We start from the raw sequence: 25,602 nt of genomic DNA on the forward strand, positions 1-25,602 counted from the left end.
CTGGAGGGGGTGACCAGTGCAGGAAGAACTACCGGACGCCCAGGCGGGCAAGCAGATCCGCCTCGATGCCATCAAGCTCGGTGGCGATGGCCTGGTGAGCCGCGCGACGGCGGGCAGGAGCCATCCGCTCCGCGGCGCGCACCGCGGTATTCAGCTCGTCGAGCCGCGTCCGGATCGCCTCGGTGAACTGCTTGACCTCAGCGTTCTTGGGATCACGATCATGGACCTCCCGCGTGGAGGCCTCCGCGCCGGCGATCCGGGCGCCGAGCTTCGCGCCATAGCCCGTGAACTTGCCGAGCTCCTCCACCGGAACGCCGTAATTGCGAGCACGCCGGGTGTCGAGGTAGCCACGGGCCGTGGTCACGCCGCGATACACCACCGGAACGAGGACAGGAGCAAGGATCCGCGTCACGCCCACGATCCGCTTGGCACGATTCACCGTCAGCTTTCCTTCCGCAGCGGCCTTGGCGTTCTGCTCGGCGACCTTCAGCTCATTCTCCGAGACCTTCATCTGGGCCTTCTCGGCACGCTTGCGCGCCTTATCGTCCTGCTTGGCCAGCTTGCGCTCGAGCTTCATGGCCCGAGCGGAATTGCGGGAATCATTGCGCGCGGCCAGCCGTGCCTCGGTCTTGGCCTTGGCCTTGAGAGCCTTGGCCTCCGCCTTGCGTGTAGCGCGACTGGGTTTCTTGCTGAACAAACCCATCCGAGTTTCCTCCCTCATGGCGGCGTGATCCGTGGTGCTCGCCGGTGGACGATCAGTGACCATATTCGCTTCTACCCTAGGACAGGGAATAGGGTTCGTCATCGTGAACCCGCAGTCTGGTGTCCGCGTCCTGCTTGATGCGAGCGTTGTTTCCCGATGCCGCCACCGAGTACACCTTGACGCCGCCGCTGCTCGGGCAGGAATGAACGAATTGACACGCCGCCCTGTTCCCGCGGGCGTGCTGCAGCGGCAGGAGGCGGCCGCGCTGCACCGGCGAACAGTTCGCGCGATGATGACCGCCCACCACCACCAGGGCTGGACCACCATCGATCCGGACCAATCGATGCGCGAGCGCGCCAGCGATACCCTTGCCGCCTGCGAGGCAGGCTTCCACTGGATCTGGGGAGCAGTGCTGCCCGTCGACGAGCACGGTCGCCGTGGCGGGGCCGAACTGCTGGTCAAGGACGCCAGTGGCACGGGATACATCCCCATCATCGTCGTCAACCACAAGGTCACCGACCCCGGGCGTGGCGCGCTGACATCACCGGTCACCGCGTTCGATCCGCGACCCGACCCGCGCCGAAGGATACGCAGCCAGCCACGGGACCTGTTCCGGCTCGCGCACCTCTACCGCATCCTCGAATCGACCGGGATCGCCGCGCCGCGCGCCATCGGCGGCGTCATCGGCTACGACGCGGACTGCATCCTCGTCCATGATCTCGCCCGCGAGGCCCCCGGATACGGTCGCAGCGTGCTCGCCGAGTACGACCAGCGCCTCGCCGACCGCCGCGACATCGTCACCGGCCAGGCCCCCACCGCCCCGGACCGCATCGGGGAATGCAAGATGTGCGAGTGGTGGCCGCACTGCAAGGCCCAGCTCGAGGAGCACCACGACGTATCCCTAGTAGTCAACGGCGCCCAGGCCACGATCCTGCGCGAGGCCGGCATCCAGACGATCGACGCGCTCGCCAGCACGAGCACGACCGCGCCCGCGGCATGGCATGGGGTGCCGTTCGAGCATGTCCAGGTCTTTGCCCGCTCCTGGCTCCATGAGATCCCCCTGATCCGGATGGTCGCGCGCCCCGAGGTCCGCCGCGCGGACATCGAGGTCGATATCGACATGGAGAGCTACCAGGACCACGGCGCCTACCTCTGGGGAACGCTGCTCACCGAGCAGGGGAGCGAGCCTCGATACCGGCCATTCGTCACCTGGGACCCGCTGCCCACCCGCGACGAGGGCCGCGTCTTCGCCGAGTTCTGGGACTGGCTGACCAGCATCCGGCGCGACGCCGCGCAGCGGGGACAGACCTTCGCGGCCTACTGCTACTCGAAGAACGCGGAGAACCGCTGGCTGCTGGAGTCCGCGCAACGCTTCCGAGGCATGAACGGCATGCCCTCGGTCGCGGAGGTCACCCGCTTCATCAAGTCCGAGGAATGGGTCGACATGCTCGATGCCGTGCAGGAGCAATTCCTGTGCCCCCACGGCCGTGGCCTCAAGAAAGTCGCCCCGGTCGCGGGATTCTCCTGGCACGACGCGGAAGCCAGCGGCGAGGCATCGATGAGCTGGTACCGCGATGCTGTCGGCTTCGAGGGCGGTGACCCGGTGCCCGAGCAGCGGAAGCGGATCCTGCGCTACAACGAGGACGACGTCTGGGCCACGCGCGTGCTCCGCGAGTGGATGGACTCCCCGAGGGTGCAGGAGGCGCCCACCGTGGACGAGCTCAACGAGCGCTACCAGGCCGAGCTCGGCGGCGACGGCGGGCGGGATCAGTCCCGGTAGGTGCCGTGGGCCAGGCTGCCACCGCAAACGCGATAGAAGTGGCGAAAATCCCAGGTCGGCTTCTATCGCGTTTGACGGTTTCCGGTGCTTTTGCCGCGCGCTGTCTCTGGGAGCCGAGAGCTGGCCCCGCTTGCGCGCAGATCGGTCAGCGGATGCTGCTGGCCGCGTCGACGATCACCTCGGCGACCACATCGGGGCGGGAGATATGGATAGCGTGCGCGCCATCGACCTCCGTGACGGTAGAACCGGCCCGCTCGGCCATGACGCGCTGGGCGCGGGTGGGTACCGCCATGTCCTGGCGGGGGATCACATACCAGCTAGGCACGGATTGCCACGCGGCGTGGGTGGCGGGCTCGAGGTTGGCGGTGAGGGCGAACGATCGCTGGTTCTCGGCGAGCTCGCGCGCTTGCTGCTCGGGCAGGTCGGCGGCGAATGCCTCGCGGAACCGGTCCGGGTCGATGACGAGATCGATGTTGGCGCCGAGCAGGTTGGTGTCGTCGGTGACGATGCGGGGCTGCACTACAGGCGGCAGGAGCTTGCCCTCGGGATAGCGGATCGGATCGATGGTGAGCTGCGCGGGCTCCCCGGCCTGTGGCGCGATGCCCGCCACGTAGACGAGCGCCTCGACGCTGGGATGGGTGGTATTGGTGATGACGACCCCGCCGTAGGAATGACCGGCGAGCACGACCGGACCATCAATGGTGTCGAGGGCCGCATTGAGCGCGGCAGTGTCATGCGCCGGGCCGCGCAGGGGATTGTTGACCGCGACCGTGCGATAGCCGCTGTCTCTCAGCCTATCCTCGACGGCAGACCAGCTCGTCTTGTCGGAGAAGGCTCCGTGGACGAGCACCACAGTCGGTGGTGCCTGCGCAGCGCTGATGGCGGGGATGCCCGCGAGGGTCGCGATGGCAGCGAGAAGTGCTACCAGGAGGCTCGTGGCGCGGCGTGCGATCATCGGGGTAGCTCCCCATCCTCGAGAGTTCTGTGACCTGATTCACACTACCGGCGCGTGGCTCGGTGCGCATCCGGCCACTGGGCCGGACCTTGGCGCCTGGCCCAGCCTGGCCCGCTAGTCGAGCGCGGCTCGCTGCGCCGCACGCTCGCTGAGCAGCGCGAACGCCGCCCCGAGGACCAGCCACAACGTCCCCTGCACGAGCAGCGAGGACATCCGGAAGTCCCACAGCAGGCTCGCGGGGAACTCAGCGCCCACCTCGTCGACGGCGGGCAGCACGATATAGCCAGTGGTCACCACGGCGAGGAAGGCTGCGATCGATGCCAGGGCGTGCAACTCGCGCCCGGTCCGCGCTGGAACCCAGGAGCGCGCGAGGATTCCCGCGCCGATGGCAATGAGCCCCACCAGGACGATCCCGCACCACAGCAGCGTCCGCTCGGTGATCGTCGCTGGATCACCGACGGCCGGTGGGTTGGCGGGATACTTGAAGAACGGCACTGCTTCGAGCGCGAGCCAGCCGCACCCTGCGATCGCGAGCACCAGCGCCGGGCCGCTCAGCGCGACGCGTCGGCGGGAATGGTGGGCGATCACCGCGACGATGGCACCAAGCGCCATTCCGGCAAGGGTGGTGGCGAGGAACAGGCCGAGCTTCTGCCCGGCACGGCTGACCAGCGCGTCCTCGCCGTGATCGTGGGACGCGCCATCCGTGTGGGCAGCAGCCTCCTCGATGGCGATGGCCGCATCGATCAGAGGCTCCCCGACGAGGAACGCCACGGCCCCCGCAGCGATCCCGGCGATCACGCCAGCGGCGAGGCCGCGCAGGACCAGGGTGCCCAGCGATCCCTGCAGGGGGCGCGGAGCTTCGCCAGCGTCCTGGGTGGTCGCGTGGTGGTTCTCGGTCAGTGGCATGGCACGCCCATCAGGTGGCGGCCGTCGTGCATCAGCTCGTGCATGAGCATTCCGGTGCCGGTGAGGGCGCCTTGCTCGAAGGCAACGATGTAGAGCACGAGGGCCGCGCCAGCCATGATGGCGAGGGCGAGCAGCGCGGCGCGCACCGCATGGGTGCTGGCGCGGGGCGTGGACTGGATGGTCATGTGTTCCTCCTGGGATCGTCGCGTCCCAATCGCGGATGGTGACCGGCATTGCCGAGGTCTGGGCTTCCCCGCGTGGCCAGCGTGGCTGGCAGCGGGGTCACAGTGGCGCGACCGCCCCGGAGTTCCACCGGGTTCCCGGCAATGTCGATAGGTGCAGCTCGAATACTAGCCGCACACCGCCCCGTAGGATGCCGGGCCCACCAGCTTGGCGTACTTGGCGAGCACGCCACGCGTGTAGCGCGGGGGCAGCGGCGCCCATCCTTCCTTGCGCTGGGCGAGCTCGGCCTCGTCGACCATCAGGTCGAGGTGCCCGTTGGCGACATCGAGGCGGATCTGGTCGCCATCCTGGACGAACGCGATCGGTCCGGCATCGACGGACTCGGGGGCGATGTGGCCCACGCAGAGCCCGGTGGTGCCCCCGGAGAACCGGCCGTCAGTGATGAGAAGGACATCCTTGCCAAGCCCGGCGCCCTTGATGGCACCGGTGATCGCGAGCATCTCCCGCATGCCGGGCCCGCCCTTGGGGCCCTCGTAGCGGATCACGACGACATCGCCGGCGGTGATGGTGCCGTCCTCGAGGGCGTCGAGAGCCGCACGCTCGCGCTCGAACACGCGCGCGGTGCCGATGAAGACGTCGGTGTCGAAGCCGGCGGACTTGACGACGGCGCCGCCCGGTGCGAGGGAGCCGTGGAGGATGGTGATGCCGCCGGTGGGGTGGATGGGCTTGCCGATGGCGCGGAGCACCTTGCCATCGGGGTCGGGCGGGCGGATCCCGGCGAGGTTCTCTGCCACGGTCTTGCCGGTGACGGTCAGGCAGTCCCCGTGCAGCAGGCCCGCGTCGAGCAGGGCCTTCATCACGACAGGCACGCCGCCGATCTTGTCGATGTCGGTCATGACGTACTGGCCGAACGGCTTGACGTCGGCGAGGTGGGGGACGGTGCGGCCGATGCGCGCGAAGTCATCGAGGGTGAGCTCGACCTGGGCCTCGTTGGCGATGGCGAGCAGGTGCAGCACGGCGTTGGTGGAGCCGCCGAGCGCCATGACCACGGCGACGGAGTTCTCGAGCGCTTCCTTGGTGAGGATGTCCTTGGTGGTGATGCCGCGGCGCAGCATGTTCACCACGGCCTCGCCGGACCGGCGGGCGAATCCGTCGCGGCGCCGGTCGGTGGCGGGCGGTGCCGCGCTGCCGGGAAGCGACATGCCCATCGCCTCGGCGGCGCTAGCCATGGTGTTGGCGGTGTACATGCCACCGCAGGCGCCCTCGCCGGGGCAGATGGCCCGCTCGATGGCGTCGACGTCCTCGCGGCTCATCAGGCCGCGCGAGCATGCGCCGACGGCCTCGAAGGCGTCGATGATCGTGACTTCCTTCTCCGTGCCGTCGGAGAGCTTGACCCAGCCCGGCAGGATCGATCCGGCGTAGAGGAACACCGAGGCGAGCTCGAGGCGGGCCGCGGCCATGAGCATTCCGGGCAGCGACTTGTCGCAGCCGGCGAGCAGCACCGAGCCGTCGAGCCGCTCGGCGCTCATCACGGTCTCGACGCTATCGGCGATGATCTCGCGGGAGACCAGCGAGAAGTGCATGCCCTCGTGGCCCATGGAGATGCCGTCGGAGACCGAGATCGTGCCGAACTCCATCGGGTAGCCCCCGGCGGAGTACACCCCATCCTTCGAGGCCTTCGCGAGGCGATCGAGGGAGAGGTTGCACGGGGTGATCTCGTTCCAGGAGGAGGCCACGCCGATCTGCGGCTTGGTGAAATCGTCGTCGGACATCCCGACGGCGCGGAGCATGCCGCGCGCGGCAGCCCGTTCCAGTCCGTCGGTCACGTCGCGGCTGCGCGGCTTGATGTCGACCTCGTCGCTGTTCGTCGTCATCGGTACTCCTCGGCGGTGCTCGTGCGGGGTCACTATTCGTTGCCCATTGTTCTCCCCGGCCCTGTGGCGCATGCAACAGGGGTCTGCTGCAGCGCATCCGGGGCCGGGGGACAGGGGCGGGCCCGTCGGCTAGCGGGGGGCCATGCGCAGCGCGCCATCCATGCGGATGGTCTCGCCGTTGAGGTAGTCATGCTCGACGATCATTCGCGCGAGCTGGGCGAACTCCGCGGGCTGGGCGAGCCGCTTGGGGAAGGGCACGCCCTCGCTGAGGCCGAGCCGGTACTCCTCGGTGACCCCGGCGAGCATGGGGGTATCGACGATGCCTGGGGCGATGGTGTTGACCCGGATGCCGAACTGGGCGAGGTCGCGCGCGGCAGGCACGGTCATGCCATGCACGCCGCCCTTCGAGGCGCTGTAGGCGATCTGGCCGATCTGTCCCTCGAACGCCGCGACCGACGCGGTGTTGATGATGACGCCGCGCTGGCCATGCTCGTCGACCGGCTCGGTCTTCGCGATCGCCTCGGCCGCGAGCCGCATCACGTTGAACGTGCCGAGCAGGTTCACGGTGATCACTGTGCGGAACAGCTCGAGATCGTGCGGTCCGTGCTTGGAGAGGATTCGTCCGGCCCAGCCGACACCGGCGCAGTTGACGGCGATGCGCAGCGGCTCGCTGCCCGCCTCGACCTGCTCGATCGCTGCCTTTACCTCGGTATCGCTGGTGACGTCGGTCGCGATGAGCGTGATGCCGGCGGGGGCCGCGCCGGCCCGCTCGATCGACGTGGCGAGATCGAGGCCGTAGACCGTGGCGCCGGCTTCGACGAGGGCGGCGGCGGTGGCGGCACCGAGGCCTGATGCCGCGCCAGTGACGATGGCGGCGCTTCCGGAGATGTTCACGGGGGAGTCCTTCCTGGCAGGGGAGCAGGCACGAATGCGTGACACGTTGTCTCTGCAAGAGCGTAGCGCGCGGTCGCTCCTAGGACGCGAGCAGCATCGCGAGCACGGCGGTGTCGGGGTCCTCGTTGGGGTCCACGCCGATCTTGTTGATCATGCTCGTCACGGTTCCCTCCATGTCGGCCTCGACCCATGACGCGCGGTGGTCGAGGCCGAGATCCGGGATCCCGGGCAGGAGCAAGCATCCGGAGGCGGCGGCGGCGCACTCCGGCAACGTCGGGCGGGTCTCGGAGGGCGGATGCAGCAGGAGCAGGGCCGGGGGCTGCTCGCCCGCGAAGGCGCCGGGGCGCACGGCATGCTTGCCGAGCACCGGGCCCACCGCGATCAGCAGTCCCACGGCGTTGGGGACCAGGCTCTCCGGGCGGTCCTCCCGGGCACCGAATACCATGGTCGTGGGCAGCAGCCCGGGCAGTGATGCGATGCGCACGGCGTGGATGAGCAACTGGGACCATTCCTTGGTGCTCTCGGGCCAGCGGCCACTGAGCAGGAATCCGCGCAGCGTGCCATTCTGCTCGAACGGAGACATCTCGACCGATCCTGGGAACACGGCTCCACCTCCTGCCTGAGCCAGCAGCGCGGAACCGTGGTTGGCGCGCGCCCTGTGCTAGGACTATGAGCAATTATCCCGCTGGCACACAAGATTGGTCGAGTGCCAGTGAGTTCGTCCGAGTTCGTCGCTCGTACATGCGATGGACATGTGCTGGTGCCACAGTGTGGATAATTGTCCAGGGCGCAGGAACCTTGGACACAGGACCCGGAAGCCATCCAGTCCTGGAACCGTGGAGAGGGGAGCCGAGTGATCGCTGAGGATCTCGACACGGCCATCAACGAGTGGCCTGATCGGCTGCGCGAGGGCCAGCTCGCTACGGTGGGGCGCGAGGCGTCCGAGCTGCCGCTGCCGGATCTCGTGTGGGTGCTCGAGCGGCTGCGCGAGGGCGATAGGGCGATCGTCTTCCGCCTGCTGCCCAAGGGTCTCGCGCACGAGGCGTTCGAGCGGTTCGACGAGGGCCTGCGCGCCGAGCTGTTCACCAGCCTCCGCGATGACCAGGTGATCACGTTGTTCGGGGATCTCGATCCCGATGATCGCGTGCACCTGATGGATGAGCTGCCGGCGAATGTCGCGCGGAAGCTGCTGCAGGGATTGTCCAAGCATGAGCGCGAGCTGACCGCGCCGATCCTCGGCTATGACCGCGGCTCGATCGGCCGCTGGATGAGCACCGAGTACGTGCGCGTCCTCGATACGCAGACCGTGCTCGAGGCGCTCACGCAGATCCGCCATCGCGGGCGCGACGCAGAGACCATCTACACGGTCCCGGTGACGGACTCGTCGAAGCAGCTCGTGGGCGTGGTGAGCCTGCGCGAGCTGATGCTCGCCGACTCGGGCCGTCCCGTGGGGCAGCTCATGAACGAGCCGATCAGCGTGGCGGCATCCGAGGATGCCGAGACCGCGGCGCGGCGCTGCCTGGATGCGCAGGTCCTTGCCCTGCCTGTGGTCGACAAGGAGGACCGCATCGTCGGCATCCTCACCGTGGACGATGCGGTGCGCATCACCTCGCAGGCGGAGGAGGAGGACGCGGCGCGCGCGGGCGCGGCGGAACCGCTCGGGCGCCCCTACTTGTCGACGCCGGTCCGGACGCTCGTGCGCTCACGGGTGGTGTGGCTGCTGCTGCTCGCGGTCTCGGCGGTGGCGACGGTGGGGGTCCTGGATCATTTCGAGGGCGATCTGTCCCAGGCGGTCACCCTGGCGGTGTTCATCCCGCTCATCATTGGCACCGGCGGCAATACCGGCTCGCAGGCAGCGGTGACGATCACGCGCGCCGTGGCGGTGGGCGATGTGCGGCCCCGCGATGTGGGCATCGTGCTGCTGCGCGAGATCCGCACCGGGGCAGCTCTCGGTGCGCTGCTGGGCTCGCTCGCGTTCGTGGCGATCGCCCTGGTGGCGGTGTTCATCGAGGGGTACAGCCTCGATATCGGGCTGGTGGTGGCGTTGTCGATGCTGGCGATCTGCACGCTCGCGGCCTCGGTGGGCGGGGTGATCCCGCTGTTCGCCAAGGCGGTGAAGATCGACCCGGCGGTGATGTCGACGCCGTTCATCTCGACATTCGTCGATGCGACGGGGCTGATCCTGTACTTCGTGATCGCGAAGACGGTGCTGGGGCTCTAGCCCGCCACCACTGACGCCGTTGTGAACGCGCGAGCGGCCCCGGGATCCGCGAGGTTCCCGGGGCCGCTCAGCGGTGGATCAGATCAGGAGACGATCAGTCCGCTGGTCTGGGTGCGCGCGCGATCGAAGCGCGCAGCCACGTCATCCCAGTTGACGACGTTCCAGAAGGCGTTGACGTAATCGCCCTTGACGTTCTTGTACTGCAGGTAGAAGGCGTGCTCCCACATGTCGAGCATGAGCAGCGGGGTGAGCCCGATCGGGATGTTGCCCTGCTGGTCATAGAGCTGCACGATCACCGGGCGCGCGCCGATCGAGTCCCACGCGAGGATGGACCAGCCGGAGCCCTGGATGGCGTTGGCGTTGGCGTTGAAGTGCGCGCGGAACTTGTCGAACGAGCCGAAGTGCTCATCGATGGAGGCGGCGAGCTCACCGGTGGGCTTGTCGCCACCGTTGGGGGAGAGGTTGTTCCAGAACACCGAGTGGTTGGTGTGGCCTCCGAGGTGGAACGCGAGGTTCTTCTCGTGAAGGTTGACCACGGCGGCGATGGTGTCGTTCTCGCGAGCCTCGGCGAGCTTATCGAGCGCGGTGTTGGCACCGGTCACGTACGCCTGGTGGTGCTTGGAGTGGTGGAGCTCCATGATCTGGCCCGAGATATGGGGCTCGAGAGCGGAGTAATCGTAGGGCAGATCGGGAAGCGTATATACAGCCACGAGCATCCTTTCCTGAGCGGGCGCGGGGGTGCCTGTGAGTGATCCCGGCCCGGCTGCGGATTTTGTTCTCACTACGGCTCCAACTCTTGTTCATCGGGACGCTTTGTGCAACAGCTTCGCGCTCGGCGAATTCTGCTGAATCGATTTTCGCCCTGGCGAAAAAATAGTTCAATACAGCCAAATCCCGGGATCCTTCAGGGATGCCAGGAACCTGGCGGGCGCGTAGCATTTCCACCATGACATGGTTCGACGAGCTTACTGGCCGACGCAGGACCACCATGATCACGCCCGACCAGGCCTTGCCCGGTCGCGATGCCCCAGTCAGGATCTCCGGGATCCACGCGGTCAACCAGCACCGGATGACGCCGCCATTTCCCGCCGGCATGGACACCCTGGTGGTCGCGGAGGGCTGCTTCTGGGGCGCCGAGCGCGGCTTCTGGCGAGCTCCCGGCGTGTACTCCACGGCGGTCGGCTACGCGGGCGGATACACCCACAACCCCACCTACGAGGAAGTATGCACGGGGATGACCGGGCATACCGAGGCAGTGCTCGTGGTCTTCGACCCCGCGGTGGTGAGCCTCGAGGATCTGCTCGCCCGGTTCTGGGAGTCCCATGACCCCACGCAGGGAATGCGCCAGGGCAACGATGTCGGCACGCAGTACCGCTCGGCCATCTATACGGTCGGCGAGCACCAGCATGACGCTGCCACTGCTTCCGCGAGCCGGTACCAGAAGGCCCTCGACGCGGCGGGGCATGGCACGATCACCACCGAGATCGCCCCGCTCGGCACTTTCTACTACGCCGAGGAGTACCACCAGCAATACCTGCACAAGAACCCGAACGGCTACTGCGGCCTGGGAGGGACGGGCGTGAGCTGCCCGGTCGGCCTGGGCGCGTGAGCCTCACAAGCGGTCGAGCAGTTCCTTCTTCTTCGCGGTGAACTCCGCGTCGGTGAGGATGCCGTCGGCGTGCAGCTTGCCCAGCTCGCGGATCCGGTCATAGATGTCGCTGGGCGCCGCGCTCGCGGTGCCTGCCGAGGCGTTGTCGTGCCGGCTCGCGTGGTCGGCCGCCCGGGCGTGAGCGGTGATCGTCGCGGCCATCAGCAGCAGTCGTGCCTCCTCCTCGCCGGTCCGGCCGAGCAGGCAGTTGAGGTCGTTGCGCGCGCTCAGTGCCTCCCGCCCGGGCTCCCTCGGCACGAGCCGGAGAATGGCGTCCGTATCGCCATCCCCAGGCACCCACTCCGCTCGGGCGATGCCGTCAAGCGCGATCTCCTTGCGCTGGTGCAGCTTCTTCGGCGAGGGGATCCGTGCGCCCGGCCAGGTGAGGGTCACCGACATGCTGTCGCAGGACGCGGTGCCCTCCCAGGTCTGGATGTGGAACGGCACCGCGGGCACGAGCCTCGTGATGGCGTTCTCGCTGACCGGGCCGGAAGCGGAGTCACGGGCGAAATCGGCTGCCTGCATGATGGCATCGGCGTGGAAGCGGGCGACGAGCTCGTCCGTGCCGCTCTCGCCGACCAGGGCGAAGGGCTGGCGATCAGCCGAGAGGGCGGCCCCGGCCGAGGCGAACGGGTCGAGCCCGGCCGCGAGGCGCAGCCGCGCGACCCAGGGCTCGCGGCGCTGGCCGGGCTGCACGTCTACACCCTCGATGAACGCCACGGGCACGACGAGGCGCCCGAGCCCGCGATAGAACGGATCGGTGCGGCGTCCCGAGCCGAACTCGATGGTCACCGTGTCGGTATCGATCGTCCAGACCGCATTCCGCCCGCGCAGCTCGTACATGCTCACCGATCGTAGGGGGTGCCCGGTCCGGCTGCCATGTTCCACGTGGAACATGGCAGGGTCGATGATCCCCGTCCCGGACCGCTTGGGGTGTCGGGAACGAATACGCCAAGCAACAAAACGTCAACGAGCTGGTGACATCCTGGTTCACCACAATGAACTGCTTGTGGATAACTAGCCATTAATGCAGGCCAGATGGGCCACAATACCCCGGTTATCCACCGAAACTGTGGATTAACCTGTGGATAAAGCGCAGCAGTGGAACCCGCGCGCCCCTCCGTGCCACTATCGAAGGATGAGCGAGACGATTCCCTCCGAGCCTGCTGCTGACATCCCCGAGGCGGGGGCTAGCGGTGTCACCATCGTTGACGTGCGCGAGCAGGACGAGTGGGACCAGGGGCATGCGCCCGGCGCGCTGCATATCCCGATGGTCGACATGCCAGCGCGCTATGGCGAGATCGACCCCGACGACGATATATACGTCGTCTGCCGCAATGGTGGACGAAGCTTCCAGGTGACTCTGTGGCTGCAATCGGTCGGATACGATGCCACCAACGTGTCGGGAGGAATGGTCGCCTGGCAGAAGGCTGGTCGCGAGATCGAATCCGCTGATGGTGGATCCGGATACATCTACTAGCGCCACGCGCGGCCATCGATCAGGCACCGCCGCGCAGCGGGAAGGGGGAGAGGGAGCATGACGATTCCACGGTCGCCGCGCCCGCTCCATCCCGTCCTGCGGCGCCCGATCGACCATCGCTGGACCGCGAGCCCGCCCCCGAGCGGGAGCGCTGCCCGCACCGTCCGCCCCAAGCGCGCTCCCGCGAGCACCCCCCGCTACACGCGGATCCCCGCATGGGGCCTGCACCAGGAGCCTTCCCGGCCCGAGCCTGCCTCGCGAACGAGGCTCCAGTCCCTCGCCGGCTACGCGCCGATGCTGCTGAGGTTCACCGCTGCCCTGTACCTCGCATCCGCTCTCGCGGAGCTAATCCGGTACGTGATCGTCCTGGTGAACCGCGACCGCCTGCTGCCGCCGGTGGTCGCGCACGGCTCGGATCTGCTCGTTGTCACCCTCGCCTGCACGGCCTTGCTCTTCGCGGTCGGCACTGCCATCGCCTGCGCTGCCTGGCTCGTCGAGCATCGGCGCGGATGGTTCGCGCGCGAGGGGCTCGTGGACCCGAGGCGGCGACGGATCCAGTTCATCGGCAGCTTCGTTCCGCCGTTCGCGCTGTTCTATCCGGGAACCTTGCTCGGTGAGCTGATCCACGCGGAACAGGCGCGAGAAGGCGATCAGCATGAGGCCGCGACGTCCCGCTCGCTCCTCAACGCCTGGTGGACGCTGTGGGTGCTGACCTGGATCTGCGCCATCGCCAGCGCTGCCTGGCGGATCGCTGACACCATCCAGGCGCAGGCCAATGGCATCCTTTTCGCGGCGTTCACCAATGTGCTGGCGGCGGGGTGCGCGATCGTCGCGCTGCTGCTGATCCAGCATCGCGAGTCGCTGCATGGCGGGCCAGCGAATGCGGAGAGCGCGCGGTCGCCCAAGCGGTGGATCGCGTCCGTCCCGGCCTAGCCAGTCCGCCTCGTCCGCGCTCGCCCGGCCCCTCGGGAGTCACTGCCGCGCGTCGTGCTCCTCGCGGGCGGCCAGCACGCGGGGCAGGTTCTGCTCGGACCATCGCGCCAGGCCCGCGACGCGCTCCGCGGCTTGCTCGCCCAGGGGGGTGAGGGAGTACTCCACGCGGGGAGGGATCACCGGATAGGCCTGGCGATGCACGATGCCGTCGCGCTCGAGGGCTTGCAGCGTCTGGGCGAGCATCTTCTCGCTGACGCCGCCGATCGCTCGCCGGAGCTCGCTGAAGCGATGGGTCCCCTCGAGCAGCCGCGCGAGCACGAGAACCCCCCATCGGCTCGTGACGTGCTCGAGGACGCTGCGCGACGGGCAGGACGCCTGGTTGACGTCGGGGGCGGGGCTGGCCTTTTCGCCAGCGGGGGTGGTTACCCTCATGCCGCTAACTTACCTGAAAGTGGGTACTTACGGAAAGTTAGCTTCGGTTCTAGTGTGGATGCTAGCCGCGGGAGCAACCGTGGCCCGACAGCCAACAACCACGCGAAGGACCAACCGCATGAGCATCGTCGTTACTGGAGCCACCGGCAGCCTCGGCACCCTCGTCATCAAGGAGCTGCTAGAGCGAACGCCAGCCAGCCAGATCGCTGCCGTGGCACGCGACGCCACGAAGGCCCAGCACCTCGCCGAGCAGGGTATCGAGGTGCGCATCGCCGACTACGGCAAGCCGGAAACCCTCGCCTCCGCCTTCGCGCCCGGTGACACCGTGCTGCTCATCTCCGGCAGCGAGGTCGGCCAGCGCGTGCCCCAGCACAAGGCCGTCATCGATGCTGCTGCGGCAGCCGGCGCCAGCCGACTGGTCTACACCAGCATTCTCGGTGGTCCCCGCGCCAGCTTCCTCCTCGCCGATGAGCACAAGCAGACCGAGCAGCTCATCGAGGAATCCGGCCTCGAGCACACCATCCTCCGCAACGGCTGGTACACCGAGAACTACACCGCGCAGATCCCGGTGCAGCGCCAGCACGGCGTGCTCGGCAGCGCCGGGGACGGACGCATCGCTGCCGCCCCGCGAGCGGACTACGCGGCCGCCGCCGCTGTCGTGCTCACCACCGAGGGGCATGGCAGCGCCGCCTACGAGCTCAACGGCGATACAAGCTTCGCCCTCGCCGAGTACGCCGACGAGCTAGCGCGGCAGACCGGCGAGGACATCGCCTACGTGGAGGTCTCTCCCGCCGAGCACGAGGACATCCTCGCCGGGGCCGGGGTCCCCGCTGCGATGGCCCACATCCTCGCGGATGTCGATATCGCGATCCGGCAGGGACAGCTCGCGAGCCACGGCAACGACCTCAGTCGGCTCATCGGCCGCCCGACCACCCCGGTCAGCGACGCGATCGCGGCAGCGCTGCGCTAGCCGCGCGCTAGCGTTCACCCAACTGGTGGATAGCGTCAGTGTTGTCTTAACCTCAAGCTCTTGCCTTCGTATCCTTGGTGCGAAAACATGAGGGAGTGACCCGCAGACAACCAGGTCATCCTGGTATTCCACCGATGGTGGTCGCGCACCGGGGTGCGTCCGGCGACCGGCCCGAGCACACCCTTGCGGCCTATGAGCTGGCCTTGCAGCAAGGCGCGGACGGGCTCGAGTGCGATGTCCGGCTGACCCGCGACGGAACGCTGATCTGCATGCACGACAGAAGGATTGATCGCACCTCCAGTGGTCGCGGCGTGGTCAGCTCGATGACTCTAGAGGACCTGCGCGCCCACGACTACGGCCGGTGGCACGCGGAGATGCAGTCGAGGCAGCGCTCGGCGGTGGCGCTCGGTGATCCGGAGATCGCGAACGACGCGGTCGATCGGTACTCCGAGCCACTGTCGGTGCTCACGCTCAGCGAGCTGCTCACGCTCGTGCTCGACTGGGGGACGCCCAAGACGCTCTTCATCGAGACGAAGCATCCGGTGCGGTACGGGGCACTCGTGGAGGCGAAGCTCATCGCCGAGCTGCAACGGTTCGGGCTTGCTCGCAAGCCCGCTGGCAGCTTCCCGCCCGTGGTGATGATGTCCTTCGCGCCGTCCGCGGTGTTCCGGATCCGCCGGTCCGCCCCGGCGCTGCCCACGGTGCTTCTCGGCGAGAACTCCCGCTACCTCGGCTACCGGCCGACGACCACGGGCGTGCCAGCCGCGATCGGTCCGTCCATCGAGATGCTCCGGGAGCACCCGCGGGTGGTCGAGCGCGCCCGCGCCTCCGGACGGTCCACCTACGTATGGACCGTCGACGAGCCCGCTGATGTCCAGCTCTGCCAGGACCTCGGCGTCCGCTGGATCGCCACGAACTTTCCCGAGCGAACCAAGCAGCAGCTTCTCGGGAGCTAGCAGGACCAGGGACCACCGGGCGAGTGCCGCTGCACGGCTGCCGCCGCCCGAGGCGGTAGGTTGGCAGCGTGGGTAAGAAGAGCAAGAGAAACATGGGTCCGCGCGATGGCAGCCGTCGTGCGGAGAAGATCGCTCAGCGGCAAGCAAGGCTCGCGGATCAGCCTGTTCGCCGACCGTTCGAGGGCTTCGCCGCCGAATGCGACCTCGTGGCCATGCGGGAGTTCGTCCCCTCGGCCACCGCGCACCTTCCCGGCGCCACGCAGCAGGCGGAGCGGCCAGTAGGGATCGCGACGGTCCTGCCGGGGGCAGTCGCCGCGATCGTCCGCAAGGACAGCGCCGATGCGCCAGGCGAGGCGCTCGCTGGGCTGCAGCTGGCGATGCAATCGGGCAATCCGGCGCGCGATCTCGCCGAATCCCTCCGCTGGGTGCTCACGGCGCAGCCAGGAACCTCGCTGCAGCAGGCCGACACTGCCGCGTCGAGCGCGCAGCTCGCCGACTACCTGGCGACCGATGAGCTGCTGAGCATCACCGTCCACAATGATTTCAACTGGTGGATACCCGAGGGAGTCGAAGCATCCGGCGAGACTGGCCTGGCCGTCCAGCGCGCCAATGAGATGATCATGCCGTCCGCGCGGCTCGACGCCGAGGAGCTCGTCGCTGCCTGGTGGGTCGATGCCGGCGAGAAGGCGCACCTGCGCTGGGTGCGTCCCGAGGACGAGGACAAGCTGATGATCGCGATGGCCCGGTTGCACGCGGCGGGCCAGCTGACCCTCGGGCCCGAGTCGCGCTTCGCGGGCTCCTTCCGCACCCATGGCCTGCTCGTGCCCGTCTTCGACCTCGATCCGGACATGCATCCCGACGAGTGGGTGGCGCCGGCGGTGGAGCTGCAGAACAGGATGTCCGAGGCGCTCGCTGCCGATGCCCCGCTCACCCTAGAGGAGCGCCGCGCACGCGACGGCATCATCGGGCGGCAGGTCACTCTCCGCTAGTCGTACTGGCCGTGCTGCGCCCCCGGGCCAGCATTGCCGCGCTTGGCAAGCCGATGGCCCCGGACCACGACATTGTGGTCCGGGGCCATCCAGGCTCGTGCGGCGCGTGCTAGATCGCGCCACCAGCGGCGGTGGGAGCGGTGCTGTCCCTGCCGCCCGCGCTCATCTCGCGCGCGACGAAGGTCTCGAGATCGAACAGGTTGTCGCCAGCGCGCTCTGCCACGGTCAGCAGGGTGCTCATCGTGGCGACCTCCTCCACCTGCTCCTTGAGGAACCACTGCATGAACTGCTCGCCGACGTAGTCGCCGTCATCGCGGGCAGCGCGCGCGAGATGCACGATCTCGTCAGTGACTTCCTTCTCCTGCTTGACCGCGGTGGCGATCGCCTCGCGCACGGAGTCGAAGTTGTTCTGCACATCCCCCGTGCCGGGGATGTCCACGCGCTTGTCCCGGTCGAGGAAGTACTGCACGAGCATCATCGCGTGGTTCCGCTCCTCGTTGGCCTGCTTGTAGAAGTGGCCGGCAAGCTGAGGGAGATCCTCGCCGTCGAAGTAGACCGCGAGGGCTATGTACTGCTGCGAGGCGGTGAACTCGTTGCGAACCTGCTCGCGGAGCAAGGCCAGGAATTTAGTGTCATTGCTCGTATCGGTGCTCATGCCTAAATGGTAGTAGAAATGCGAATGCGTGTCATTGAAGCATAGCCTCAGTAAATGTAGCTCAGCCTTACTAAGGTTCACCAATCCTTGTTCACCAAGAATGCCTGAATTGCTATTCAAGGCCTTCGGGAAGAGGTGCATCGCGGGCGATCGAATCCCACAGCGCCGCAGCCTCCTGCTCATCCCACAGCAGCACGTTTCCACTGCCCGCGACATCCATGAACCCCGCATGAGGCACGCTCACCGTGGGTATTTCGCCGCGCAGCGACCAGGCGATCCGGGCCGCGTCCCAGATGTGGTCATCCTCGTCGACCGAGATCGACCGCAGGAGCGCTAGGCCAACCGGGATCGATCGAAAAGGATTCAGTGCCACGCCAGGGCTCCCGGCTTTCTGTGCCAGTCGCGCCAGGAAATCGCGCTGATTGTTCATCCGGTCGATATCCGCGAGCGGTGTGGACCTGCTTCGCACATATCCGAGCGCGTCCCCTCCGGAAAGCACCTGGCACCCGGCGGGAAGATCGATTCCGGCGAGCGGATCAACGATGGGCGCATCGAGGCAGACCTCTACGCCGCCGACCGCGCTCGCGACGTCCGCGAAGCCACTGAAACCGATCTCTGCGTAGTGATCGATGCGGATACCCGTTTCCTGCTCGATCGTCTCGGCGAGCAGCGCGGGGCCACCGACGGAGTAGGCGGCATTGACCTTGTCCTCGCCCCATCGCGGAATGGTGACGTAGGAATCGCGCGGGATGCTCACGAGCACGGAGTTGCCGCGGCTCGAGGCGTGCAGCAGCATGATCGTGTCCGTCCGGGTGGGGCCCGTCTCGCCACCGGTGGAGAGCTCCGCTTCCTGCTCGGACGTCAGTCCAGTCCGGCTATCGGTGCCGACGAGGAGGAAGTTGGTGCCGGGGGTATCGGAGATCCGGCCAGGGTAGGGGCCGAGGGCGTTGATCCGATCGAGCCTCTGGTCCGCGATGACCAGGCCGATGATCGTGGTGATGGCCAGGACGACGAGCAGCAGCACGAGCGTGCGCAGGATCCGCGGACGGCGGCGCTTGCGCGGGGGGACGCGGACAGGCCGGGCTGCTCCGGGATGATCTTCCCGCCTGCCCATTCGATCACCATGCATGGCCTGACTCTACGCATCGCCCCCCGTCCGGCAGGGACGGATGCCGCTACCGGCGCCGTGGCCCCCGCTTTCGCGCCGCGGGAGAGTTCCTGCGCGCGCCCTTGCTGGCCTGGCTCTTGGCTGCCTGGCTCTTGCTCGCCGGGTTCTTGCTCGAGGCCTTCGGTGCGGGCTGCGCGGTGGTCGCGGGCTCGGCGGCGATCCCGCGGCTCGAGCGCGCGGTGCGTCCGCGAACGATCCCCACCATCTCCTCGAGCAGTGGATCGTCGTTGGTGGAGCGCTCGCTCGACCACGCGATGCCCACCTGCTGCTCGGGACCGTCGCGGAGCGGGATCGACACGATGTCCTTGCGATGATGCAGCCGGCCGAGCGACAGTGGCACGACGACGAACCCAGCGCCGGTGGCTGCGATCTCGATGGCCTCCGCCGCGGTCGGTGGCCGTTGCTCCGGGAGCTGTCCCGGTGCGTCGTGACCGGTCCAGTCGAGCGGATCGTCGAGGGGCTGCCAGGCGGTATCGCCGTCGAGGTCCGTGAGCGTGAGTTGCTCCGCCGCCGCGAGGTAGTGATCGCGGCCGCACACCACCACTGTCTCCTCGCGGTAGAGGGGGATCACGCTGAACCCCTCCCAGGGCTGCGCGGGATCCTCCGTGACACGGACCAGTGCTGCGTCGACGTCGCCGCCGAGGATCGCTGCTCGCTGCCCCGAGAGCGGGATGGGCACGAGGTCGAGCCGAGTAGCAGGCAGGCGCTCCGCCCATCGTCGTGCCCACTTCGAGGGCATCACGCCTGGCACGTAGCCCAGCCGGAAAGTGGTCACTGGGTGGCTCCATCCGTGTGGCCGAGCGCCCGGCCGGGTGCGATGACATCGCGAACGCGACGCTTGAGGTCCGCGATATCAGGGAATCCCCCGTCTATCGTGCGGTCCCACACCGTGCTCGTATCGACGTCGATGCGGAACGAGCCGCTCGGACCGGGGCGCAGCGCCACCTCCGCGAGGTCCGCGGCGAATGTCGTCAGCAGTTCCTGCGCCATCCAGGTCGCGCGGAGGAGCCAGCCGCAGCGCGCGCAGTAGGTGATGATCACTCGATGGTCCGGGCTCATCGGTCCAGTATCCCGGATGGAGTGCTCACCGCAGCACCGTGTAGCCAACGAAGGCGACGATGTCGATGAGCGCGTGGGCAGCGATGAGCGGCCAGGCGCGCGAGGTCGCCTGGAAGTAGCGCGCGAAGACGATGCCCATGACGATGTTGCCGCCGAACGAGCCAATGCCCTGGTAGAGGTGGTAGAGGCCACGCAGTGCCGCGGACATCGCGACCGCGGCCCATGGGCGCACGCCGAGCTGATGCAGCCGGACCAGCAGGTAGGCCACCACGAGGATCTCCTCCGCCGCGGAGTTCGCGATCGCCGAGAGGACCAGCATGGGCAGCGACCACCAGGCGTCGGGCAGGGCGGCGGGTATCACCTCGACGGTGATGCCGAGGGCGCGCCCGCCGAAGTAGAGCGCGAGGCCGGGCAGGCCGATCAGTGCCGCGAGGGCAACGCCGGGGAGCAGGTCGCGGGCGCGCGGGCGCAGGAACTGCCGGGCGCGCGCGAGGGCGCCGCTGCGCCACAGCAGGTAGCCGCCGAGGGCGGCCCACGCGAGCAGGCGGAGCGCCCCGGCGAGCTGGCGGAGGAAGTCGATCAGCCCGGTGGGGGAGCGGCTCGCGTTGAGCGCCACGGATTGCTCAGCGAGCGCGGCGGGCGCGAGCAGTGCCTCGGTGAAGCTGATGGCGCTGTAGAAGCCTTGCAGGCCGAGGGTGACAGCGAGCACGACGGCGATCTCGATGCGCAGCGCGCGCGCATCCGCTCGGCTGCTTGCCCGGTGGGGGAAGCCGTGGAGGGGTGGTTCGCGCCAACCGCTGATGCTCACGGCGCACGAGGCTAGCAGCGGTTCGTGCCTCAGCGCTGCCGGGCTCGCAGTCCGTTGAGGAACGGGCAGCCCATGAGGACGCGCAGCGCCTGGTCGAGCTCCTTGGCGGAATCGACGGGCGCGGGGAAGGCGATGCGGATGTCCTTGTCGTGGTCGGCGCGCTCGATGCGGAGGCGGAGGCCATACCGGTCGAGGCCGAGCGGCCGGACGCGGCCGTCGCGGATGACCGAGGCGGGCAGCTTGCGGATGATCCTCTCGAGCATGTCGGCCTGATGGTGCTCGAGGTAGTGCAGCCAGCATGACTCGTGCTCGCTGAATGGGTCGGGCCGGGCGGCGGCGAGGTCGTCGATGGGCACCGACTCGGCCCCCGAGGAATCCGCGATGACGACGGAGCGCAGCTCGATCCGCACGAGCGCGGTGGTGTGACCGAGGTCGAGCAGCGATTCGTCCGGGCGGGCATCGAGGAGCCCGGTAGCGATGTCGTGGACGACGTCGGGGTCGAGGGTGGTGAGCTGCCCGCGTAGCCAGATGAGGCCGCGCACGGGCTCGCGCAGGTCGACGGGCGCGGTGTCGGTGAGCTCGAGCAGGGCCGGCACGCCGAGCAGCCCGGATTGCCAGGCGAGAGCGTGGGCCGGGCTGTCGTCGTCGATGGAGGCAAGGGCGGTGCCGTGCTCGTCGATGTGGTGGATGCTCGCGGCGGTGGGGGCCGTGCCGTCGATCGCGAGGAGGGCAGAGCGGGGGCTGGCCCGGTGGAGCGCGGACCGGACGAGCTCGGCGGTGCTGGGCAGGGGGCACGCTGGGGCATGTAGCGACATGGTTTTCCTCACCTCTCCGTAGTAATAAGGTAAGGCTAACCAAGTTAATGGTTCCAGGGAAGCCCCCGCGAGATCCGCTCCACCACGAGCGCCCGCCCACGCCGCCACGTACCCTCATACCTGTGCTCACCATCGCCTACTTCGGACCCGCGGGAACCTTCACCGAAGCAGCGCTCGCGACGATGGAGCGCAACGGCACTATCGCCTCGCCCGTCCACCGCGAGCCCGCCACCAGTCCGCCGGCTGCCCTCGCCGCGGTGCGCGCCGGGACCGCCGACCTCGCGTGCGTGCCCATCGAGAGCTCCGTCGACGGGCCTGTCGTGCCCACGCTCGACGCGCTCGCCACGGGAACGCCCCTCCAGGTCATCGCCGAGACGACGCTGCCCATCGCCTTCGCCATCGCCACGCGGCCCGGCACGGCAGCCACCAGCATCCGCACCGTCGCTGCCTATCCAGTAGCGGCGGCCCAGGTCCAGCAATGGCTGCGGGACAACCTGCCGAGCGCGAGCACCGTCGCCGCGGGATCCAACGCCGCGGCCGCCGACGACGTCGCGCAGGACCGGGCGGACGCCGCGGTCACCACCGCGCTCGCCGCGCAGCAGCGTGGGCTCGAGACGCTCGCCAGCGAGGTCGCCGACGTGTCCGGGGCCACCACGAGCTTCATCCTCGTCGGGCCGCCTGGCCCGCCGCCGCCCCGTACCGGAAGCGACCGCACCTCCATGGTTCTCGGTCTGCCCAACAGGCCCGGATCACTTGCCCGCGCCATGAATGAGTTCGCCCTGCGCGACATCGATCTCACCCGGATCCAATCACGGCCCACGCGCACCGGGATGGGCACCTATCGCTTCTACATCGACTGCCGCGGGCACATCGATGACATCGCGGTCGGCGAGGCGCTCAAGGCACTGCACCGCAGCGGCGCCGATGTGCGCTACCTCGGCTCCTGGCCTACCGCGATCAGCGATGCGCAATCCCCGCCCGACGACACCGCCGAGCGCGAATGGCTCGAGCAGCTCCGCAGGGGAGAGCGCCCATGACCAGGACACGCCTGCTCCTCGTCCGCCATGCCGAGTCAGAGTCCAACGTGCTGCGCAGGCTCGATACGCGGCCGCCCGGCGCCGTGCTCACCAGCAACGGGACCGCCCAGGCGCTCCGTCTCGCGCAAGGGCTCGCGCTCACCGAGGACGACATCATCCTCTCCTCGATCGCCACGCGCGCCCAGCAGACCGCCCGGCCGCTCTTCGACGCGCTGGGCCGCGACCCGCGATCTGTCGAGGGCATCCATGAGATCCAGGCCGGGGACCTCGAGAACCGCGACGATCACGAGGCCCACCGCATCTATGCCACCACCTACAGCAAATGGCTCCACGGGGATGACGCGCCACGCATCCCGGGCGGGGAGAACGGCCACGACCTGATGGAGCGCTACCTCCCCGTCATCGACACCGTGCATGCCGACTACCTGGACGCGGCACGACGCATCATCATCGTCAGCCACGGCGCGGCGATCCGGGCGATCGCTGCGCGCCTCACCGGAACCGATCCGCTGTTCGCGCTGCGCAATCGCCTCGAGAACACCGGCGGAGTGGAACTCGTCGCTACCGGGCGCAGCTCCTGGGAGCTGTCCCGGTGGGGCACGCTGATCGAGCCGCTAGGCGCGGACAGCACCCCGATCGGCGATGCGATGGGATGACTGGGTCCCGGGCCGCCAGAGGTGGTCCAGTGCCCGGCGCAGGCGATGCTCGGACCCCGCGCACACCGTCACCCGCTGCACCGCGGCATCGGGCTGATCGAGGGGGCACACCAGGATCCGGCCCTGCTTCGCATCGATCACCGCGAGCGCGGCCCGCCCCGGCGCAGTGACCTCCACGACCCGGTCCGCGTCGTGCAGCACCTGCCCGTACTGGAACGCATCCTCGGCAGCGACGCCAGCCTGGCGCAGCCCCAGGATCACCGCGTTCGCATCCCGTGCCCCATCGACCGCGCTCGCGAAGGCCTCGTGGCGAACCACCGTGTCCCGCGCGGACAGCTCCCGGCCCCGCGGCGCGGGGCCCACGACGTCGAGGAGAAAGCCCGCGACCGAGCCATCGATGGCTTGCAGCCGCACCGAATCCGCGAGGCGGATCGCTCCCACGACCTGATCGCCACGACGCGCCACCACCCCCCGGTGCATCGCTTCCCCGGCGTCGGCGCCGACCACGCTGGCGCGCGCGCTGACGCTTGCCTCGGGCGCCGCGAGGGCGCGCAGCAGCGGGAGCACGCTAGTGCTCGGTCCCCGCTCGGTCAGCAACCCGCGCTCGCGCAGCACGGCCCGGGCTACCTGATCGTCGCTGCCCAAGGGAACCTGAAGGGCCACGGGCAGCTCATCGAGCCCGGCCGCGGCCTGGAGCAGCGCGAGCTCGGTCACCGACACAGTCACCGATGCCATATCAGCGGTCCCCGCCGATGACCGCCGGGCATACCAGCTGCCCGGACGGGCCCACATCGAACCTGTCCCGCGGGCGCGCGTGCCGCGCGCGCTGAGGGCTCGCTTCCTCCTCGGTCCGGGCCATCGCGGTCGGCGGCATCATGGGAACGCCGGACCGGCCGTCGGTGCCCATCATCGAGGTGCTTGCCGCACGTGATGCCGAGGAGCTCGCGGCCTCAGGACCTGCGGCGCCCGGGCCTGATGCCAGGGGAGCCGACGAGCTCATCGCCGATTGCCGACCAATGCCCTCCACCGTGCCCGCGGCGGCGAACGAGCTCGCGGAGAAGCCCGCGGCGCCGGGCGCGCGCAGGCTCGCCGGGGCGATCGACTGGGAGCGGGCGGCACTCGCGCCCTTGCCCTCGCGGGCCTGCTCGCTCGCGGGAGCGAGGTGTGGCGCGCCGAGCGGCGATCCCGGCGTCATTGCCGCACGGGCCGCATCGGCACCGAGCAGCGCGACCCGGCCCACCACGGTCGCAGCCGTGGAGACCAGGCCCGGGGAGGCGGCAGCGCTGGCAGGGGCAACCCCGAGCGGGGAGGCGGGCAGCCCGGCGATGCCGGGCAGCGAGACGCCCGCGGGCGCGGTTCCCGGCAAGGTTCCCGCCGGGCTCGTCCACGGGCTGGCGGAGGTGAACGAATCTCCATCGGCCGAGGCGAGCTGCTCGGAGGCGGCGCCCTGCTCGGTGGCCTGGTGATCAGCCATGCCTGTGGTCAATCGCGGCGGCGCGGACGACTCGACACCGACGGCGCAGCCCTGGCTGGCGAGGTCATAGGTCCGCATCGCCGCGATAGCGCGCAGATCGAGGAGCCGTTCCGCCGTCTCGGCCGCAGCGAGAGCCCCGGTGGTGGCGCCCACGACGCTGGCCGCCTTGGCCGCCTGGACCGCGGCGATCTCGACGGCGGTGGGCATCGCCACCCGGGACGTATCGCACGCCAGCGCCGTCACCTGGGCGGTCTGGCCGACCCTGGTCGCGGTGATGCTGGTGCCGTCGAGCCAGGCAGACATCGTTCGCAGCCCTGCTCGTGCCTTGTCGGCTGTGCCGCCCTGCCAGCCGGAATCCAGCAGGCGCACCGCGGTGTCGATATGCCGGGCGGCTTCGCTCGTAGCACCGGCAAGACCGGTCCACGCGCCACCAGCCCGGTGCATCGGCTCCCCGCCCACCCCGAAGTGCATCGGCGGGCTCAGGTCCATCGCCTTGCGCAGCTCCCACATGATCGATGTCAAAGTCATTGCTCTCCCCCTGTCTAGTGAATGCCCGGCTCAGGCGTGCGACGCGATGGACTGGCCCGTGGCGCCATCCTGCTCGGCGTAGGTGGCGGCCTGGTGGCGCAGCGTCCGTGCTGCCTCGCGCAGCTCCCGCATCGCGGCAACGAGGTTGGGCTCGGTGCGCACGAATGCATCCGAGACCCATGCCGCGCTCTTGACGGTCACCTCGTCGGCGGCGCCCGGCGGGGGTGCTGCCGAGCCACGAGCGACAACGAGCTCGCTATCGATCCTGGTAGCAGCCGCTTCGAGCTCGGCCGCGGCCGCTCGCAACGTCTCGGGGTCAACGCTCAGTTCCTGTGCCACGCGGGTCATCCTCCTTGTGCTCCGACAGGCAAGGCAGTGCCCATCGACAAGGTAGGACGCAGCAGGACTCGCTTTGGTTCCACACCGGCAGGAATTTCTCGGGAGAATCTTCCCGGGGCCGGCGCGCCGTGCTCGAGCG

At 68.8% G+C, this 25,602-nt stretch carries 29 protein-coding genes; 10 read left to right on the top strand and 19 right to left on the bottom strand.

Annotated elements, in window-relative coordinates:
• Positions 1-28: 28 nt before the first annotated feature.
• Positions 29-703, bottom strand: a complete 675-nt coding sequence (locus FXO18_RS06455) for a DUF6474 family protein (RefSeq protein WP_149360286.1) — start codon at positions 701-703, stop codon at positions 29-31.
• Positions 704-833: 130 nt separating this feature from the next.
• Here FXO18_RS06455 and FXO18_RS06460 point away from each other — a divergent pair, with 130 nt between their 5' ends.
• A complete protein-coding gene (locus FXO18_RS06460) occupies positions 834-2,483 on the top strand; it encodes a TM0106 family RecB-like putative nuclease (protein ID WP_149360765.1) in 1,650 nt (549 codons plus the stop codon).
• A gap of 145 nt (positions 2,484-2,628) precedes the next feature.
• Here FXO18_RS06460 and FXO18_RS06465 read toward each other — a convergent pair whose 3' ends face one another.
• From FXO18_RS06465 to FXO18_RS06490, 6 genes are all read right to left on the bottom strand, one after another.
• Positions 2,629-3,438 (bottom strand): alpha/beta fold hydrolase, encoded by an 810-nt coding sequence (locus tag FXO18_RS06465; protein WP_149360287.1) that lies wholly within the window; start codon positions 3,436-3,438, stop codon positions 2,629-2,631.
• Between the two features lie 114 nt (positions 3,439-3,552).
• Complete coding sequence (locus FXO18_RS06470; protein WP_149360288.1) at positions 3,553-4,344, bottom strand: CbtA family protein; 792 nt, start codon at positions 4,342-4,344, stop codon at positions 3,553-3,555.
• The gene (locus FXO18_RS06475) at positions 4,335-4,529 is read right to left on the bottom strand and encodes a CbtB domain-containing protein (RefSeq protein ID WP_149360289.1); all 195 of its coding nucleotides are present in this window, start codon (positions 4,527-4,529) and stop codon (positions 4,335-4,337) included. Before FXO18_RS06475 ends, FXO18_RS06470 begins: the two co-directional genes overlap by 10 nt.
• 165 nt (positions 4,530-4,694) lie before the next feature.
• Positions 4,695-6,401 (bottom strand): dihydroxy-acid dehydratase, encoded by a 1,707-nt coding sequence (gene ilvD / locus FXO18_RS06480; protein ID WP_149360290.1) that lies wholly within the window; start codon positions 6,399-6,401, stop codon positions 4,695-4,697.
• A 129-nt stretch (positions 6,402-6,530) separates the two neighbouring features.
• Positions 6,531-7,295, bottom strand: a complete 765-nt coding sequence (locus FXO18_RS06485; RefSeq protein WP_149360291.1) for an SDR family NAD(P)-dependent oxidoreductase — start codon at positions 7,293-7,295, stop codon at positions 6,531-6,533.
• A gap of 79 nt (positions 7,296-7,374) precedes the next feature.
• A complete protein-coding gene (locus FXO18_RS06490; protein WP_149360766.1) occupies positions 7,375-7,878 on the bottom strand; it encodes a peptidase in 504 nt (167 codons plus the stop codon).
• A 270-nt stretch (positions 7,879-8,148) separates the two neighbouring features.
• On the opposite strand from FXO18_RS06490, the gene mgtE reads away from it, so the two are divergent.
• Positions 8,149-9,516, top strand: coding sequence for a magnesium transporter (gene mgtE, locus FXO18_RS06495; RefSeq protein WP_149360292.1), 1,368 nt, complete (start codon positions 8,149-8,151; stop codon positions 9,514-9,516).
• An 83-nt stretch (positions 9,517-9,599) separates the two neighbouring features.
• Here the strand turns inward: mgtE and FXO18_RS06500 are convergent, their stop codons facing one another.
• Positions 9,600-10,226: a superoxide dismutase gene (locus tag FXO18_RS06500; RefSeq protein ID WP_149360293.1), complete on the bottom strand. Its 627-nt coding sequence runs from the start codon at positions 10,224-10,226 to the stop codon at positions 9,600-9,602.
• Between the two features lie 236 nt (positions 10,227-10,462).
• On the opposite strand from FXO18_RS06500, the gene msrA reads away from it, so the two are divergent.
• Positions 10,463-11,125, top strand: coding sequence for a peptide-methionine (S)-S-oxide reductase MsrA (gene msrA / locus FXO18_RS06505; protein ID WP_149360294.1), 663 nt, complete (start codon positions 10,463-10,465; stop codon positions 11,123-11,125).
• A gap of 3 nt (positions 11,126-11,128) precedes the next feature.
• Here msrA and FXO18_RS06510 read toward each other — a convergent pair whose 3' ends face one another.
• The gene (locus FXO18_RS06510) at positions 11,129-12,007 is read right to left on the bottom strand and encodes a DUF4429 domain-containing protein (RefSeq protein WP_187774223.1); all 879 of its coding nucleotides are present in this window, start codon (positions 12,005-12,007) and stop codon (positions 11,129-11,131) included.
• 295 nt (positions 12,008-12,302) lie between these two features.
• On the opposite strand from FXO18_RS06510, the gene FXO18_RS06515 reads away from it, so the two are divergent.
• A complete protein-coding gene (locus tag FXO18_RS06515; protein WP_149360296.1) occupies positions 12,303-12,644 on the top strand; it encodes a rhodanese-like domain-containing protein in 342 nt (113 codons plus the stop codon).
• 57 nt (positions 12,645-12,701) lie between these two features.
• On the top strand, positions 12,702-13,577 hold the full coding sequence (locus tag FXO18_RS06520) for a DUF4328 domain-containing protein (protein WP_149360297.1): 876 nt from the start codon (positions 12,702-12,704) through the stop codon (positions 13,575-13,577).
• Between the two features lie 39 nt (positions 13,578-13,616).
• Here the strand turns inward: FXO18_RS06520 and FXO18_RS06525 are convergent, their stop codons facing one another.
• Entirely contained in the window at positions 13,617-14,009 is a 393-nt protein-coding gene (locus FXO18_RS06525) for a winged helix-turn-helix transcriptional regulator (protein ID WP_149360298.1), read from the bottom strand.
• Between the two features lie 118 nt (positions 14,010-14,127).
• Here FXO18_RS06525 and FXO18_RS06530 point away from each other — a divergent pair, with 118 nt between their 5' ends.
• From FXO18_RS06530 to FXO18_RS06540, 3 genes are all read left to right on the top strand, one after another.
• Positions 14,128-14,979, top strand: coding sequence for an NAD(P)H-binding protein (locus FXO18_RS06530; protein WP_149360299.1), 852 nt, complete (start codon positions 14,128-14,130; stop codon positions 14,977-14,979).
• Between the two features lie 134 nt (positions 14,980-15,113).
• Positions 15,114-15,935, top strand: a complete 822-nt coding sequence (locus FXO18_RS06535) for a glycerophosphodiester phosphodiesterase (RefSeq protein WP_149360300.1) — start codon at positions 15,114-15,116, stop codon at positions 15,933-15,935.
• A 68-nt stretch (positions 15,936-16,003) separates the two neighbouring features.
• A complete protein-coding gene (locus tag FXO18_RS06540) occupies positions 16,004-16,924 on the top strand; it encodes a DUF5926 family protein (RefSeq protein ID WP_149360301.1) in 921 nt (306 codons plus the stop codon).
• Between the two features lie 109 nt (positions 16,925-17,033).
• Here FXO18_RS06540 and FXO18_RS06545 read toward each other — a convergent pair whose 3' ends face one another.
• From FXO18_RS06545 to FXO18_RS06570, 6 genes are all read right to left on the bottom strand, one after another.
• The gene (locus FXO18_RS06545; protein ID WP_149360302.1) at positions 17,034-17,579 is read right to left on the bottom strand and encodes a ferritin; all 546 of its coding nucleotides are present in this window, start codon (positions 17,577-17,579) and stop codon (positions 17,034-17,036) included.
• 112 nt (positions 17,580-17,691) lie between these two features.
• A complete protein-coding gene (locus tag FXO18_RS06550; RefSeq protein WP_235900508.1) occupies positions 17,692-18,708 on the bottom strand; it encodes an LCP family protein in 1,017 nt (338 codons plus the stop codon).
• A 46-nt stretch (positions 18,709-18,754) separates the two neighbouring features.
• Positions 18,755-19,522, bottom strand: a complete 768-nt coding sequence (locus FXO18_RS06555) for a LysR substrate-binding domain-containing protein (protein WP_149360303.1) — start codon at positions 19,520-19,522, stop codon at positions 18,755-18,757.
• Positions 19,519-19,806: a SelT/SelW/SelH family protein gene (locus FXO18_RS06560; RefSeq protein ID WP_149360304.1), complete on the bottom strand. Its 288-nt coding sequence runs from the start codon at positions 19,804-19,806 to the stop codon at positions 19,519-19,521. The genes FXO18_RS06555 and FXO18_RS06560 overlap by 4 nt, the downstream gene beginning before the upstream one ends.
• 25 nt (positions 19,807-19,831) lie before the next feature.
• Positions 19,832-20,614 carry a CPBP family intramembrane glutamic endopeptidase gene (locus tag FXO18_RS06565; RefSeq protein ID WP_407936444.1) on the bottom strand — a complete coding sequence of 261 codons (783 nt, stop codon included), beginning with the start codon at positions 20,612-20,614 and terminating at the stop codon, positions 19,832-19,834.
• Between the two features lie 29 nt (positions 20,615-20,643).
• On the bottom strand, positions 20,644-21,429 hold the full coding sequence (locus tag FXO18_RS06570) for a DUF2470 domain-containing protein (RefSeq protein WP_149360305.1): 786 nt from the start codon (positions 21,427-21,429) through the stop codon (positions 20,644-20,646).
• Between the two features lie 122 nt (positions 21,430-21,551).
• Between FXO18_RS06570 and pheA the strand changes: the two genes are divergently transcribed.
• Positions 21,552-22,466: a prephenate dehydratase gene (gene pheA, locus FXO18_RS06575; protein ID WP_149360306.1), complete on the top strand. Its 915-nt coding sequence runs from the start codon at positions 21,552-21,554 to the stop codon at positions 22,464-22,466.
• The gene (locus tag FXO18_RS06580) at positions 22,463-23,122 is read left to right on the top strand and encodes a histidine phosphatase family protein (RefSeq protein WP_149360307.1); all 660 of its coding nucleotides are present in this window, start codon (positions 22,463-22,465) and stop codon (positions 23,120-23,122) included. Before pheA ends, FXO18_RS06580 begins: the two co-directional genes overlap by 4 nt.
• Here FXO18_RS06580 and FXO18_RS06585 read toward each other — a convergent pair.
• Genes FXO18_RS06585 through FXO18_RS06595 form a run of 3 tightly spaced genes read right to left on the bottom strand, consistent with a single transcriptional unit; the run spans position 23,081 to position 25,463 of the window.
• Positions 23,081-23,857, bottom strand: a complete 777-nt coding sequence (locus FXO18_RS06585; RefSeq protein WP_187774224.1) for an ESX secretion-associated protein EspG — start codon at positions 23,855-23,857, stop codon at positions 23,081-23,083. The genes FXO18_RS06580 and FXO18_RS06585 overlap by 42 nt on opposite strands.
• Position 23,858: 1 nt before the next feature.
• On the bottom strand, positions 23,859-25,124 hold the full coding sequence (locus FXO18_RS06590) for a PPE domain-containing protein (RefSeq protein WP_149360309.1): 1,266 nt from the start codon (positions 25,122-25,124) through the stop codon (positions 23,859-23,861).
• A gap of 30 nt (positions 25,125-25,154) precedes the next feature.
• Positions 25,155-25,463, bottom strand: coding sequence for a PE domain-containing protein (locus tag FXO18_RS06595; protein WP_187774225.1), 309 nt, complete (start codon positions 25,461-25,463; stop codon positions 25,155-25,157).
• Between the last annotated feature and the right edge of the window lie 139 nt (positions 25,464-25,602).

The organism is Lolliginicoccus suaedae (assembly GCF_008312885.1).
GTDB lineage: Bacteria > Actinomycetota > Actinomycetes > Mycobacteriales > Mycobacteriaceae > Lolliginicoccus > Lolliginicoccus suaedae.

What these genes read in the sequence shown, in the direction of transcription:
- FXO18_RS06455 (WP_149360286.1), bottom strand. Translation starts at nt 703, where the DNA reads ATGGGTTTGTTCAGCAAGAAACCCAGTCGCGCTACACGCAAGGCGGAG.
- FXO18_RS06465 (WP_149360287.1), bottom strand. Translation starts at nt 3,438, where the DNA reads ATGATCGCACGCCGCGCCACGAGCCTCCTGGTAGCACTTCTCGCTGCC.
- FXO18_RS06470 (WP_149360288.1), bottom strand. Translation starts at nt 4,344, where the DNA reads ATGCCACTGACCGAGAACCACCACGCGACCACCCAGGACGCTGGCGAA.
- FXO18_RS06475 (WP_149360289.1), bottom strand. Translation starts at nt 4,529, where the DNA reads ATGACCATCCAGTCCACGCCCCGCGCCAGCACCCATGCGGTGCGCGCC.
- ilvD (WP_149360290.1), bottom strand. Translation starts at nt 6,401, where the DNA reads ATGACGACGAACAGCGACGAGGTCGACATCAAGCCGCGCAGCCGCGAC.
- FXO18_RS06490 (WP_149360766.1), bottom strand. Translation starts at nt 7,878, where the DNA reads ATGTCTCCGTTCGAGCAGAATGGCACGCTGCGCGGATTCCTGCTCAGT.
- msrA (WP_149360294.1), top strand. Translation starts at nt 10,463, where the DNA reads ATGACATGGTTCGACGAGCTTACTGGCCGACGCAGGACCACCATGATC.
- FXO18_RS06510 (WP_187774223.1), bottom strand. Translation starts at nt 12,007, where the DNA reads ATGTACGAGCTGCGCGGGCGGAATGCGGTCTGGACGATCGATACCGAC.
- FXO18_RS06515 (WP_149360296.1), top strand. Translation starts at nt 12,303, where the DNA reads ATGAGCGAGACGATTCCCTCCGAGCCTGCTGCTGACATCCCCGAGGCG.
- FXO18_RS06520 (WP_149360297.1), top strand. Translation starts at nt 12,702, where the DNA reads ATGACGATTCCACGGTCGCCGCGCCCGCTCCATCCCGTCCTGCGGCGC.
- FXO18_RS06525 (WP_149360298.1), bottom strand. Translation starts at nt 14,009, where the DNA reads ATGAGGGTAACCACCCCCGCTGGCGAAAAGGCCAGCCCCGCCCCCGAC.
- FXO18_RS06530 (WP_149360299.1), top strand. Translation starts at nt 14,128, where the DNA reads ATGAGCATCGTCGTTACTGGAGCCACCGGCAGCCTCGGCACCCTCGTC.
- FXO18_RS06535 (WP_149360300.1), top strand. Translation starts at nt 15,114, where the DNA reads ATGGTGGTCGCGCACCGGGGTGCGTCCGGCGACCGGCCCGAGCACACC.
- FXO18_RS06545 (WP_149360302.1), bottom strand. Translation starts at nt 17,579, where the DNA reads ATGAGCACCGATACGAGCAATGACACTAAATTCCTGGCCTTGCTCCGC.
- FXO18_RS06550 (WP_235900508.1), bottom strand. Translation starts at nt 18,708, where the DNA reads ATGCATGGTGATCGAATGGGCAGGCGGGAAGATCATCCCGGAGCAGCC.
- FXO18_RS06560 (WP_149360304.1), bottom strand. Translation starts at nt 19,806, where the DNA reads ATGAGCCCGGACCATCGAGTGATCATCACCTACTGCGCGCGCTGCGGC.
- FXO18_RS06570 (WP_149360305.1), bottom strand. Translation starts at nt 21,429, where the DNA reads ATGTCGCTACATGCCCCAGCGTGCCCCCTGCCCAGCACCGCCGAGCTC.
- FXO18_RS06580 (WP_149360307.1), top strand. Translation starts at nt 22,463, where the DNA reads ATGACCAGGACACGCCTGCTCCTCGTCCGCCATGCCGAGTCAGAGTCC.
- FXO18_RS06585 (WP_187774224.1), bottom strand. Translation starts at nt 23,857, where the DNA reads ATGGCATCGGTGACTGTGTCGGTGACCGAGCTCGCGCTGCTCCAGGCC.
- FXO18_RS06590 (WP_149360309.1), bottom strand. Translation starts at nt 25,124, where the DNA reads ATGACTTTGACATCGATCATGTGGGAGCTGCGCAAGGCGATGGACCTG.